Below are 12,147 nucleotides of genomic sequence, written 5' to 3'. Positions count from 1 at the left end.
ATGACAGACTTTTCTCCCCGCGAAATCGTTTCCGAACTCGACCGCTTCATCGTTGGCCAGTCCGACGCCAAGCGCGCGGTCTCCATCGCGCTGCGTAATCGCTGGCGGCGGCAGCAACTGACCGGATCGCTGCGCGAAGAAGTGCTGCCGAAAAACATCCTGATGATCGGGCCCACCGGCGTCGGCAAGACCGAGATCGCGCGGCGGCTGGCGCGGCTTGCCAATGCACCCTTCCTCAAGGTCGAAGCCACCAAGTTTACTGAGGTCGGCTACGTCGGCCGCGACGTCGAACAGATCGTCCGCGATCTGGTGGAGGTCGCGATCCTGCAAACCCGCGAACGCAAGCGCAAGGACGTGCAGGCACGCGCGCAACTCGCCGCCGAGGAACGCGTGCTCGATGCGCTGGTCGGCGCAAACTCAAGTGCCGCGACGCGCGATTCGTTTCGCAGGAAGCTGCGCTCGGGCGAACTGAACGACAAGGAAATCGAGATCGAGACGCAGTCGTCCGGCGGCGCACCGATGTTCGAGATTCCCGGCATGCCCGGCGCGCAGATCGGCGCGATCAACATCGGCGACATTTTCGGCAAGATGGGCGGGCGCACCAAGACGCGACGGCTGACCGTTGCGGATTCCCACGAGCTGCTGGTCAACGAGGAAAGCGACAAGCTGCTCGACAGCGACCAGCTCACGCAGGAAGCCATCCAGGCGGTGGAAAACAACGGCATCGTCTTTCTCGACGAAATCGACAAGATCTGCGTGCGCGAGGGCGCGCGGGTCGGCGACGTGTCGCGCGAGGGCGTGCAGCGCGATCTGCTGCCGCTGATTGAAGGCACCACCGTCTCCACCAAGCACGGCGCAGTGAAGACGGACCACATCCTGTTCATCGCGTCCGGCGCGTTCCACATCGCCAAGCCCTCGGACCTGCTGCCGGAATTGCAGGGCCGCCTGCCGATCCGCGTCGAATTGCAGGCGCTGACTCGCGACGACATGCGCAGGATCCTGACCGAGCCGGAAGCGTCTCTCATCAAGCAGTATGTGGCGCTGATGCTGACCGAAGGCGTCACGCTCGACATCACCGACGACGCCATCGACGCGCTGGCCGATGTCGCGGTCGCGGTGAACTCAACCATCGAGAATATCGGCGCGCGGCGCTTGCAGACCGTGATGGAGCGGGTGCTGGACGAGATTTCATTCGTCGCGCCCGACCGCAATGGCGAGACCATTCGCATCGACGCCGATTATGTGAAGGCGCATGTCGGGGATCTGGCGAAGAACGCGGATCTCAGCCGGTTTATTTTGTAGCGGCGCGCGTTACCGCGCCCGCCTCACCCGCACATAAAGCGCGCCCTCGCCGCCGTGGCCGATGTGGGCTTCCTCGAAGCCGACCACAAAGCCGCGAAATTCGGGCAGGCTAAGCCACTGCGGCACCTGACGGCGCAGCACGCCGCGCTCGGATTCCGGACCCACCGTGCGGCCCTTGCCGGTGATGACGAGAACGAACGTCATGCCACTCTCGTGCGCGTGGTGCAGAAAGTTCAGCAGCACGCGATGCGCCTTGACCTGCGTCATGCCGTGCAGATCGAGCCGCGCGTCGATATCTTTTCTGCCGCGTGAAAGCTGCGAACGCTCGCGCCGTCCCAGCGGCGCAAGCGGCGGCACGGCGGGCGCAGCTGGAATTTTCCGAACCGCTGCCGGAGACTTCGGCAGCGTTATCGGTTTTGCAGCAGCGGGTTTTTCCTCGACAACCTGGGCTACTGAGCCTTTCACTGGACGCGCGCGCTTGCGCAGCGGCTTCGCCTGTTTCGCGACGGCTTCCCACAACTCACGTTCTTCATTGCTCAACGCGCGCTTGCGGCGCGTGACTTGTGGCGGATCAAGAACCGGCGGGCGCTTCATTGGCGATGACGGCTGCGGCGATAATGGCGCGAACGGCGGGGCTTCTCGGATTTCACCGCCGCTGTGGGAGCCGCCTCCGGCGCCGCCTTCGGACGCGATTCCGGCAGCGGCACGGCCTGAGCGACCGGCGCTTGCCCAGGCGCGGCAGCCGTTGGGCCAGCGGCCGCAGGGGGAGCCGTCACCGGCGCGGACGTCACGGGAGCGATCGGCGGCACAGCAGGCTTCTGCGCGGAAGCTGGCTGATCCTTGGGCGTATCTTTGAGTGTTTCCTTGGCAGGAGCGTCCTTGGCGACGTCCTTGGCAATTTCCTTCGACGCTTCTTTTGGCGCGTCCTTCGCCGGATCGGTCTGCGGAAACAGCTTTGCGATGGTGGCCGATGGCCGGTCCGCCGGCAGCGGCATGGTCTTGCCGCGCGGCGCGGGGTCGAGACTTTTCGGCAGCAGCATCGTAAAGCGCGCCGGATTTTTCAGCCGGCCGGCGACGCGGCCCGCGTCGGCGCCCGCGCCAAAATAAATATCCGCGCGCGCGGGACCGATGATGGCGGAGCCGGTGTCCTGCGCGATCATCAGCTTGCGGAACGGCGTGTTCGATGTGTCGGATTCAATCGGCAGGTTGCCTTCGATGAAAAACGGCGTGCCGTAGACATGCAGATTCCTGTCGACGGCGATGGAACGGCCTGCGGTCAGCGGCACGCCCTGCGCACCGACCGCTTCATCGGTTGCCGACAGCGTGACCTCGCGGAAAAACACATAGGACTTGTTCTGCCGGCGCAACTCCTTGGCCGCATCCGGACTCTGCTCCATGTATTCGCGGATCTTCTGCATCGACATCTGGTCTTTCGGCACGATATTGCGCTCGATGAGCACGCGGCCGACTGGCGTGTACGGATAACCATTATGCGCTTCGTAGTTGATGCGCACGATCGATCCGTCCTCAAGGCGAATCCGCGCCGAACCCTGGATCTGGATGAACAGCAGATCGGTCTGGCTTTTCAGCCAGACCACCTCAAGCCCCCGCCCCGCGATGGCGCCATCCTCGATCTCGCCGCGGTCGTAATACGGCACCAGCTTGCGGCGGCCGATCTTGCGAAACACCTTGCCCTTGTTGGGCATACTGGCGCTGGCTTGCGAAAATCCGCGCACGAACAGATTCGACGGGCGACGGTAAACCGGCACGTTGTAGACATCGGTCTGGGTGCGGGACCCGTCGACGATGGGTTCGTAATAGCCCGTGACAAAACCAACGTCTTCGCCGATGCGCGAAATCTGCAACGGCACGAAATGCCGCTCAAAGAATTCGCGCGCCTTCACGCTGTCGGAAATGTCGTCGGCGCGGGCCGCGATGCAGGGATCGCGCAACGAGGTGCCGAGGGCCTTGCTGTCCGCGAGCGGGGTTTTCTGCGCCGCGATCGGTTTGCAACTGAGGCGAAACGTCTTGAATGCCGGCAACGGATCATCTTCGGCCCAACCGATGACCTCGGACCATTTCAACGGTGCGTATTGGCTTTCGGGGATTTCCAGCGGCCAGAGAACCGGGCCACGCTTCTCGGCGTCATGATGCTCGCCGTGATGCTCAACGGACCGGCTGTGAATATCCCGGGCTTTGGCGTCTGCGATGGCGAGCGTTACGGTTGCGAGCAATCCGAATGCGCCGGCGCTCAGCCACGCGCCAAGCGCCCCGGCGCGCGCGCCGGGAACGGCGTTTTTTCTATTGTCCGCTTTCCGTCCCAACCAGCTTCCAGTTTGGATCGCGCGAAGCGATGTCGCGGGCGAACGTCCAGACATCTGTGACATCGGTGAGCTTTTCCGCGTTGCCATCGACGACAGCGCCGTCCTTGTCGCGCGTGACCGAAATCATCTGGGACACGAAGCGCACGGTGATCTGCGCGGCGCGATCCCTCGTCTCGGCATTGACGATCTCGGCCTTGTCGATCGACGCGAAACGCGTCTCGACCTTCTCGCTGCGCTGCTCGCGTTCCTTGATCGCGGCCTCGAAGCCCTCATAGACCTCGGACGACAACAAATCCTTCAGCGCACGGCGGTCCCCATTGGCGAACGCCAGCACGATCATTTCATAGGCGCTCTTCGCGCCGGTAATGAAATGCTGCGCGTCGAACGAGGGATCGGTGACGGCGATCTGGTCCAGACCGCGCGCAAGGGAGGAGCCGGATTCCGCAATTCCCTTCCAGCGGTCGGGGGCGACGGTGGGTTCCGCCGACGGCGCCAGCGGCGCCTGATCGATGGTCTTCCCCATCGGCACGACATTATCGGGAGCGCCCCGCAAAACATCACGCGCCGCGCGGTCGAATGGCGGGCGCTCGTCGCCGGTCCGCTGTCCCAGCACATTCCGCAACCGCAGAAAAATGAAGACGGCCAAAGCCAGAAAAATGATGGTGTAAATATCCACGTCGCATTCACTTTCTGATCGGTGCTGCACGTCACCCGAGAAACTTCCCGAGATGGGTCACTCAGGCATTTGCCAACAACATGTAGGCACGAAACCCGACCCAGCCAACACCGCTATATGCCGCGCTTTGAAAGGCCCGAAAGGCAGGATTTTAGCCATTCGCAGCCGCGATTTAGGCCGATTCTACCCGATCTGGCGGTTGCGGCCAACCCAAACGGAGCAGAATGGGTCTATCGTCCTTGTCGAATGCGGCAAGGCTATGATAGCCACTCGCCCCGACAAGGGCGTGCGCCTGTTCCGGGGCCGCCCTGGCTGCAATCGACGCGCTTTGGCAGGCCAATCCGACCGGGGCGCGTCTATGCGATCCCGCTTCCACATTCTCGGAGAGACATCTTCATGACCAACGGCAACGGCGCTCCTCTCGAGAATTCCGCTCCGCCCCAGCTCAACGTCCTGGCGCAGTACATCAAGGATCTCTCATTCGAGAATCCGAACTCGCCGAATTCGCTCGCCGCCCAGGACAAGCAGCCGTCGATCAACATCCAGATCAACGTCACCGCCACTGCGGTCGCCGAGCACGACTACGAAGTCGCGCTGACCATCGAGGGCAAGGGCGAAAACGAGAGCTTCTTGCTGTTCGGTTTCGAGCTGGTCTATGCCGGCGTTTTCCGCATCCAGAACGTGCAGCAGGAAAACCTGCATCCGCTGATCATGATTGAATGTCCGCGGCTGCTGTTCCCGTTCGCCCGGGAAATCGTCGCATCGTCGGTGCGCAATGGCGGCTTCCCGCCGCTGATGCTCGATCCGGTGGATTTCGTCGGCCTCTACCGCCAGAACATGGCGCGTCAGGCCGAGCAGCAGCAGCAGAGCAAGCCGAGCTGATAACGGCGAAGCGATCTCGCTTCGCTTACGACTCTTTTGAAAACTCGTTCCAGATCGGCAACCCACCGAGAGTCGCGACAAAGGCTGCGTGCGCGGCGGTGTCCGCCTCAGTGAGGCGCGGGGCAAGCGGCGTCTCCCGCTGCCGGCGCGGCGCATCGGTTTGTCCTGCGCCGAATGCCCGCGGCGCCTCGGCCGCAAGGATCAGTTGCGACTGCCGCGCGCCGATCAAATCGATATAAACTTCCGCCAGCAGTTCCGCGTCGAGCAACGCTCCGTGCTTGGTGCGGCGGGAATTGTCGATGGCATAGCGCGAACACAGATCGTCGAGCCGGTTCGACACGCCGGGATGCTTCCGCCGGGCCAGCGTCAGCGTATCGACCAGGCGGTCACGCGGAATTGCCGCGCGCGACACCTTGGCAAGTTCGGCATTGATGAAGCCGATATCGAACGACGCGTTGTGAATGACCAGCGGCGCGTCCGCGATGAATGTCAGGAAATCGTCCGCCACCGCCACGAACAGCGGCTTGTCGGCAAGAAACTCGCTCGACAGCCCGTGCACATTGAAGGCTTCCTGCGGCATGTCGCGCTCGGGATTGAGATAGACATGAAACGTCTGCCCGGTGGGCATGCGATTGACCATCTCGACGCAGCCGATCTCCACCAGCCGGTCGCCGCGCAGCGGATCGAGGCCTGTGGTTTCTGTATCGAGAACAATTTCGCGCATGTGAACGCCAGCAAGTTGAGCGAATCAGGTTCGCCGTTTCGGCATCTTAACGACTTCGCGGAGGATTTCACCGATCCGCTGCCGCACCGGCTCCAGGCCGTGCGATGTGTCCACCACAAAATCGGCGCGCTTGCGCTTTTCGGCGTCTGGAAGTTGACGCGCCAGGATCGCATCCAGCTTGTCGGGGGTCATATTGTCTCGCGCCAGAATGCGCTCGCGCTGGATCTCGGGCGTCGTGGTCACCACCACCACCGCATCGACGCGCCCCTCACCGCCGGTCTCATACAACAGTGGAATATCGAGCACAGCCACCGGCGCGCCGGATTTTTCCGCGTCGCTCAGGAACTTGAGCTGATGGCTACGCAGCATCGGATGCACGATCGTTTCAAGCCGCTTCATGGCCTCGGCATTGTTGACGACCATGGCCGACAGCTTCTGCCGGTCGACCCTGCCGTTCGCGGTGCTGCCGGGGAACGCCGCTTCGACCGCGGGCGTCGCCTCGCCTTCGTAGACTTTATGCACGGTGGCGTCGGCGTCGTAGACCGGCACCCCGGCCTCCTCGAACAGTTTCGCGGTGGTCGACTTCCCCATCCCGATCGAACCCGTCAGTCCCAGCAACAGCATCGGCAATTCTTTCGTCATACAGCCAGCAGATCGCGGCTGCGCAAGAAACCAAGCAACGGCAGCATCGGCAATCCCAGAATGGTAAAGTGGTCGCCTTCGATGCGTGCGAACAGATGCACGCCGGTCTTTTCCAGCTGATAGGCGCCGACGCTTGCGGTCACGACGTCACCGGCTTCATCAAGATAGGCAGCGATTTCTTTTTCCGTCAGTGGCCGCATGGTCATGCGGGCGACGCTAACATGAGAAAACAGCGCAACGCCGTCTTTCACGACGCTGACTGCACTGTGCAGTTCATGAGTCTCTCCCGACAGCAGCGCGATTTGTGCCTGTGCGGCAACCCGATTCGCAGGTTTGCTGAAAAGCTGCTCACCCAATGCCAGCGTCTGGTCCGCTCCGACGATATACCGCCCGGGACGCGTCATCGAGACAAACAGGGCTTTCTTGCCCGCGAGCAGTGCAGCGATCTCGCCGGGATTCTTCAGACCGGAGCTGTGCTGGATGGCGCGCTCATCGATATCGGCCGGCACGGTCTCGACCGCGATGCCCGCGTTCGCGAGCAGGCTGCGGCGCACGGCGCTTTGTGATGCAAGGATCAACGGCTGCTGTTCACGCCACAGCGTCATCGCGATCAGGCCTTCTGACGCTGACGATCGGCGAAAAGCTTCATGATCGCGGCCGCGGTTTCCTCGATCGAACGGCGGGTGACATCGAGCTGCGCCCAATCGAACTTCGCGCTCAGCTTGCGCGCGAAGGCCACTTCCTCCGCAACGGTCTGGCGATCGATATAGGAATCGTCGCCAACCCTGCCGATGCCGAGCAGGCGATTTTGCCTAACCTGGATCAACCGCTCCGGCGTCGCATGAAGGCTCACCACCAGCGGCTTCGTCAATGTTTCAAGCTGATGCGGAATCGGGATTCCCGGCACCAGCGGCACATTGGCGGTGCGCACGCCGCGATTGGCGAGGTAGATCGATGTCGGTGTCTTCGATGTGCGCGACACCCCCACGAGAACGACGTCGGCTTCCTCAAGCCCATCCACGTGCTGACCGTCGTCGTGCATCATGGAATAATTCAGCGCGTCGATGCGCTTGAAATACTCGGCGTTAAGCGTGTGCTGTGCGCCGACCCGTCTCGACGTTTCGGTACCGAGATAGGCCTGAAACAATTGCATCACCGGGCCGATGATCGACAGACTCGGGATGTTGATTTCCTGACATTTGGCTTCGAGCCGCTCGACCAGATCCTTCTCGAGCAGCGTGAAGAGAACGATGCCTGGCGCTTCCTCGATCTCCGCCAGCACACGATCGAGCTGCTTCTGGCTGCGCACCAGCGGATAGACATGCTCGACCGGCGACACGTTGGAATACTGCGCAGCCACTGCCCGCGCGACAGTGATCAGCGTCTCACCCGTCGAATCGGAAATCATGTGAAGATGAAAATAGCTGCGGGACGTAGGCATTCTGTGGTGTCGATTCCCGTATTTTATCCGCCCGACTGCTGTGGATAGATGTGTGTTGCTGTGGGCATTTCACTGTTTATTTACGCAAGGGGCGGCACCACCCGGGATAACCCGCCAATGAATTCACAGGACTGATTTCGGGATGAAATCCAGCCTCGGATTGGATGGTAGCGGGCTTGTGTGGATTTGTCTTGGGATAATGCCGGGCCGGCAATGCGCAAGCGGTTGAATCTATCGGCCTATTTGCCCTCGACCGGATGTCCTTCATGAGTGGGTATAAAGCGGCGGCATGTGGACGGTCGCTGGATAAAGACGGGAGAAAATTGCGCGGACGCTAATCACCGCCACACTGACTCAAACCTAAGAATCTAAAAATGATTCTTTAAGGAAGTCATGCTTGCGGAAAGGTCTCGTCTCACGTCATCTGTCGATGCTGCTCAACGGTCTCAGCGAAAAAGAGTTCCTCCAATTGAATTTGAGGAAACTGTTTTTCGAGCGACGACAGGCTTGGCAGAAAAGAAAAGGCGATAGAGCGAAGCGATGTACGAATGGATCAAAGCGCTGCATGTGATTGCCGTCATCTCCTGGATGGCGGGAATGCTCTATCTGCCGCGGCTATTCGTCTATCATTGTGAAGCCGAGATCGGCTCGAAACAGTCCGAAACCTTCAAGGTGATGGAACGGCGGCTGCTCAAGGCGATCATCAATCCGGCGATGGGTGTGACCTGGCTGGCTGGATTGTGGCTGGCTTGGCAGGGCAACTGGTATTTGTCCGGCTGGTTTCACGCGAAGTTCGCACTGGTGCTGGTCCTGTCCGGGGTTCATGGCTTTTTCAGCGCCCGGGTGCGGGATTTTGCCGAAGATAAAAACACCCGAAGTCAGAAATTCTACCGTATTATCAACGAAATACCGACGGTCCTGATGATCGCGATTGTCGTTCTGGTGATCGTTAAACCCTTCTAGCAGGGCTTAATGGGTTTTCCAGACCAGCAATAGCGTCCTTGCGTGAAGCCGGACGATTTTCTATATTCGCCTCATCCCACCGAACGCAGGCGGATGTGGTTGAGTCCCGGTCTCACTGTTGGACCGGCCGCCACATCAGGTTCGAAGCCTCCTGGCACCTTCCTCGCTCAAGACTTCCAGACTTGAGACCTGCGGACTTCCAATTGTTTTTTGTAGTCCGTTTGTCGTCAGCAGGCTGAACCTCTCGCTCCCCTCCCCCATCATCTTTTTCTTCACATTCTCCACAGGACAACCCCAATGCGGGAAATAAAACTACAAGACCTCAAAACCAAAACACCGGCGGAGCTTGTCTCGTTCGCTGAAGAACTTGGGGTCGAAAATGCCAGCACCATGCGGAAGCAGGAGCTGATGTTCGCCATTCTCAAGCAGCTTGCGATCCAGGAAACCGACATCATCGGTGAAGGTGTCGTCGAGGTTCTCTCCGACGGCTTCGGATTCCTCCGATCGTGGGACGCCAATTACCTGCCCGGCCCGGACGACATCTACGTCTCGCCGTCGCAGATCCGGCGTTTCGGGTTGCGCACTGGCGACACTATCGAAGGCCATATTCGCAGCCCGAAGGAAGGCGAGCGTTACTTCGCGTTGCTGAAGGTCAACACGCTGAACTTCGAGGACCCCGAGAAGTCCAAGCACAAGGTCAACTTCGACAACCTGACGCCGCTGTTTCCCGACGAGCGCTTCCGTCTAGAACTGGAAGACCCAACGCGGAAAGACCTGTCGGCGCGGGTCATCGATATCGTAGCCCCTATAGGTAAAGGCCAGCGCGCACTTATCGTGGCTCCTCCCCGCACCGGCAAGACCGTGCTGATGCAGAACATCGCGCACTCGATCACAGCCAATCATCCGGAATGCTATCTGATTGTTCTTCTGATCGACGAGCGTCCTGAAGAAGTCACCGACATGCAGCGTTCGGTGAAGGGTGAGGTTGTCTCTTCGACATTCGACGAACCGGCGGTGCGTCACGTCCAGGTCGCCGAAATGGTGATCGAGAAAGCCAAGCGTCTGGTTGAACACGGCCGCGACGTTGTGATCCTGCTCGATTCGATCACTCGCCTTGGCCGCGCCTACAACACCGTAGTGCCGTCATCCGGCAAGGTGCTGACCGGCGGCGTCGACGCCAACGCGTTGCAGCGCCCGAAGCGTTTCTTCGGCGCCGCGCGTAACATCGAAGAAGGCGGATCGCTCACGATCATCGCGACGGCCTTGGTCGATACCGGCAGCCGCATGGACGAAGTGATTTTCGAAGAGTTCAAGGGCACCGGCAACTCGGAATTGATTCTCGACCGCAAGGTGTCCGACAAGCGCACCTTCCCGGCGATCGACATTTCGCGCTCCGGTACGCGCAAGGAAGAACTTATCACCGATCCGCAGCTGCTCAAGAAGATGTACGTCCTTCGCCGCATCCTCAATCCGATGGGCACCATGGACGCCATCGACTTCCTGCTCGACAAGCTTCGCAACACCAAGAACAACGCGGAATTCTTCGAGTCGATGAACACCTAGCCGTAACGGCTTTAGGGCGGGGTCTTCGCCTCGGTCCTCAAATACTGCGATGCCCGGCCTTGCGCCGGGCATTTTCATTTCGGGATTGATTGACGGGAGAAAGCCCCCACGCCGCACCCCAAGTTATAGTGCATCGCAACATCGCATTGCTGCACCTGGATCTGCAGTATATTGCGATGCAATATATCCGGATCTGCCGATCTCAGGGATTTTTGATTGCCTGCCGGAGATGTGTCCGACAAATAGGTCATGCATTCTCCCGACCAGACCATCTTCGCCCTGTCGTCCGGCCGCGCGCCATCCGCCATCGCCATCATCCGGGTGTCCGGCCGACAGGCCAGCTCGGCCGTCGAGCGGCTTTGCGGAAAGTTGCCTTCGCCCCGCCTCGCCCACGTGGCGACCTTGCGCGATCTCGACGGCAGCGCGCTCGACGAATCGGTGACGCTTTGGTTTCCGGGGCCGCACAGCGCCACGGGTGAAGACGTCGCGGAATTCCATGTTCACGGCGGCCGCGCGGTCATCGCTGCGATGTTCGATGCGCTCGGCGCCATCGATGGCCTGCGTCCGGCGGAGCCCGGCGAGTTTACGCGGCGCGCGTTCGAGAACGGCAAGCTCGATCTCACCGAAGCCGAAGGCCTCGACGATCTCATTCACGCCGACACCGACCGTCAGCGCAGGCAAGCGCTGCGGCATCTGAAAGGATTGCTCGGCGCAAAAGCCGAGAGCTGGCGGCAGCAGATCATCGAAGCATCCGCGCTTGTCGAAGCAGGCATCGATTTTTCCGATGAGGGCGACGTGTCGGCGGAATTGATCGCGCCAGCGTTGCGCAGGATCGCGGCGCTAAAATCCGAAATTGAAGAAACCCTTGCGGCATCGGCACAAAATGAACGTCTGCGCGAGGGGCTGACTGTTGCGATCGCCGGCCCGCCGAACGCCGGAAAATCGACATTGCTCAATCGTCTGGCGCGGCGTGATGCCGCGATTGTTTCGCCTCACGCCGGCACCACGCGCGACATCATCGAAGTGCATCTCGATCTCGATGGTTATCCGGTGACGGTGATCGACACCGCGGGCGTTCGCGACACCATCGATCCGGTGGAGCAGGAGGGTGTGCGTCGTGCACGTGATCGCGCACGCACGTCCGACCTGGTGCTGTGGCTGGTCGATGCGAATGATGAGGTCGCGCCTGCGCTCGATGGCGCGGACGATCACGCGCCGGTCTGGATCGTGCGTAACAAGGTCGATCTGCTGGCCGCAAAAAGAGAGGCGAGGGCGTCGTCCGCGCGGTTCGATATTTCGGCGTCACGCGGCGACGGCGTTCCGGACCTGATCGCGGCGCTGGTGTCCTACGCCCAGGATTATTTCGGATCGGGCGAGATGGCGCTGGTCAGCCGCGCCCGGCACCGGACCTTGCTGCGCGAAACTGCAGATGCCTTGGACCGAGCCGGGCAGGCGGCGTCGAAGGGCGACGAACTTTTGGCGGAAGAGCTACGAATTGGGATTCATTCATTGGGCCGATTGACCGGCCGGGTGGACGTCGAGGATATTCTGGATGTCATCTTCCGCGAGTTCTGCATCGGCAAATAGCCCGGTAGTCCAATGGACCACCTGCTGGGCCATTGGCCCTGTT

At 60.9% G+C, this 12,147-nt stretch carries 12 protein-coding genes; 5 read left to right on the top strand and 7 right to left on the bottom strand.

Going from position 1 to position 12,147, the window contains the following annotated elements:
* Entirely contained in the window at positions 1-1,302 is a 1,302-nt protein-coding gene (gene hslU, locus AC1RKJ_RS13400) for an ATP-dependent protease ATPase subunit HslU (RefSeq protein WP_492791441.1), read from the top strand.
* Positions 1,303-1,311: 9 nt separating this feature from the next.
* Here hslU and AC1RKJ_RS13395 read toward each other — a convergent pair whose 3' ends face one another.
* From AC1RKJ_RS13395 to AC1RKJ_RS13385, 3 genes are read right to left on the bottom strand one after another with little or no spacing between them, the layout of a single operon-like run.
* Entirely contained in the window at positions 1,312-1,896 is a 585-nt protein-coding gene (locus AC1RKJ_RS13395; RefSeq protein ID WP_492791440.1) for a Smr/MutS family protein, read from the bottom strand.
* The gene (gene mltA, locus AC1RKJ_RS13390; RefSeq protein WP_492791439.1) at positions 1,893-3,626 is read right to left on the bottom strand and encodes a murein transglycosylase A; all 1,734 of its coding nucleotides are present in this window, start codon (positions 3,624-3,626) and stop codon (positions 1,893-1,895) included. Before mltA ends, AC1RKJ_RS13395 begins: the two co-directional genes overlap by 4 nt.
* Complete coding sequence (locus AC1RKJ_RS13385; protein WP_492791438.1) at positions 3,604-4,302, bottom strand: Tim44/TimA family putative adaptor protein; 699 nt, start codon at positions 4,300-4,302, stop codon at positions 3,604-3,606. Before AC1RKJ_RS13385 ends, mltA begins: the two co-directional genes overlap by 23 nt.
* 396 nt (positions 4,303-4,698) lie before the next feature.
* Here AC1RKJ_RS13385 and secB point away from each other — a divergent pair, with 396 nt between their 5' ends.
* Positions 4,699-5,184 (top strand): protein-export chaperone SecB, encoded by a 486-nt coding sequence (gene secB, locus AC1RKJ_RS13380; protein ID WP_492791437.1) that lies wholly within the window; start codon positions 4,699-4,701, stop codon positions 5,182-5,184.
* Between the two features lie 25 nt (positions 5,185-5,209).
* Here secB and dnaQ read toward each other — a convergent pair whose 3' ends face one another.
* From dnaQ to AC1RKJ_RS13360, 4 genes are read right to left on the bottom strand one after another with little or no spacing between them, the layout of a single operon-like run.
* Positions 5,210-5,908 (bottom strand): DNA polymerase III subunit epsilon, encoded by a 699-nt coding sequence (dnaQ, locus tag AC1RKJ_RS13375; protein WP_492791436.1) that lies wholly within the window; start codon positions 5,906-5,908, stop codon positions 5,210-5,212.
* A gap of 24 nt (positions 5,909-5,932) precedes the next feature.
* The gene (gene coaE / locus AC1RKJ_RS13370) at positions 5,933-6,532 is read right to left on the bottom strand and encodes a dephospho-CoA kinase (RefSeq protein WP_492792735.1); all 600 of its coding nucleotides are present in this window, start codon (positions 6,530-6,532) and stop codon (positions 5,933-5,935) included.
* A gap of 14 nt (positions 6,533-6,546) precedes the next feature.
* Positions 6,547-7,155 (bottom strand): Maf family protein, encoded by a 609-nt coding sequence (locus AC1RKJ_RS13365; RefSeq protein WP_492791435.1) that lies wholly within the window; start codon positions 7,153-7,155, stop codon positions 6,547-6,549.
* A 5-nt stretch (positions 7,156-7,160) separates the two neighbouring features.
* Positions 7,161-7,991, bottom strand: a complete 831-nt coding sequence (locus AC1RKJ_RS13360) for a pyruvate, water dikinase regulatory protein (protein WP_492791434.1) — start codon at positions 7,989-7,991, stop codon at positions 7,161-7,163.
* Between the two features lie 540 nt (positions 7,992-8,531).
* On the opposite strand from AC1RKJ_RS13360, the gene hemJ reads away from it, so the two are divergent.
* The 3 genes from hemJ to mnmE all read left to right on the top strand — a co-directional run bounded on the left by hemJ (position 8,532) and on the right by mnmE (position 12,104).
* Positions 8,532-8,954 carry a protoporphyrinogen oxidase HemJ gene (gene hemJ / locus AC1RKJ_RS13355; RefSeq protein WP_492791433.1) on the top strand — a complete coding sequence of 141 codons (423 nt, stop codon included), beginning with the start codon at positions 8,532-8,534 and terminating at the stop codon, positions 8,952-8,954.
* A 297-nt stretch (positions 8,955-9,251) separates the two neighbouring features.
* Complete coding sequence (gene rho, locus AC1RKJ_RS13350; RefSeq protein WP_046828143.1) at positions 9,252-10,517, top strand: transcription termination factor Rho; 1,266 nt, start codon at positions 9,252-9,254, stop codon at positions 10,515-10,517.
* Positions 10,518-10,766: 249 nt separating this feature from the next.
* Complete coding sequence (gene mnmE, locus AC1RKJ_RS13345; protein ID WP_492791432.1) at positions 10,767-12,104, top strand: tRNA uridine-5-carboxymethylaminomethyl(34) synthesis GTPase MnmE; 1,338 nt, start codon at positions 10,767-10,769, stop codon at positions 12,102-12,104.
* Positions 12,105-12,147: the final 43 nt, after the last annotated feature.

It is taken from the genome of Afipia sp. GW822-FHT04G07 (genome assembly GCF_058800765.1).
This window is presented reverse-complemented; position numbering and strand designations above follow the sequence as displayed.

Excerpts from the sequence above, each read along its gene's own strand:
- hslU (WP_492791441.1), top strand. The coding sequence starts at position 1 with ATGACAGACTTTTCTCCCCGCGAAATCGTTTCCGAACTCGACCGCTTC.
- AC1RKJ_RS13395 (WP_492791440.1), bottom strand. The coding sequence starts at position 1,896 with ATGAAGCGCCCGCCGGTTCTTGATCCGCCACAAGTCACGCGCCGCAAG.
- secB (WP_492791437.1), top strand. The coding sequence starts at position 4,699 with ATGACCAACGGCAACGGCGCTCCTCTCGAGAATTCCGCTCCGCCCCAG.
- dnaQ (WP_492791436.1), bottom strand. The coding sequence starts at position 5,908 with ATGCGCGAAATTGTTCTCGATACAGAAACCACAGGCCTCGATCCGCTG.
- coaE (WP_492792735.1), bottom strand. The coding sequence starts at position 6,532 with ATGCTGTTGCTGGGACTGACGGGTTCGATCGGGATGGGGAAGTCGACC.
- AC1RKJ_RS13365 (WP_492791435.1), bottom strand. The coding sequence starts at position 7,155 with ATGACGCTGTGGCGTGAACAGCAGCCGTTGATCCTTGCATCACAAAGC.
- AC1RKJ_RS13360 (WP_492791434.1), bottom strand. The coding sequence starts at position 7,991 with ATGCCTACGTCCCGCAGCTATTTTCATCTTCACATGATTTCCGATTCG.
- hemJ (WP_492791433.1), top strand. The coding sequence starts at position 8,532 with ATGTACGAATGGATCAAAGCGCTGCATGTGATTGCCGTCATCTCCTGG.
- rho (WP_046828143.1), top strand. The coding sequence starts at position 9,252 with ATGCGGGAAATAAAACTACAAGACCTCAAAACCAAAACACCGGCGGAG.
- mnmE (WP_492791432.1), top strand. The coding sequence starts at position 10,767 with ATGCATTCTCCCGACCAGACCATCTTCGCCCTGTCGTCCGGCCGCGCG.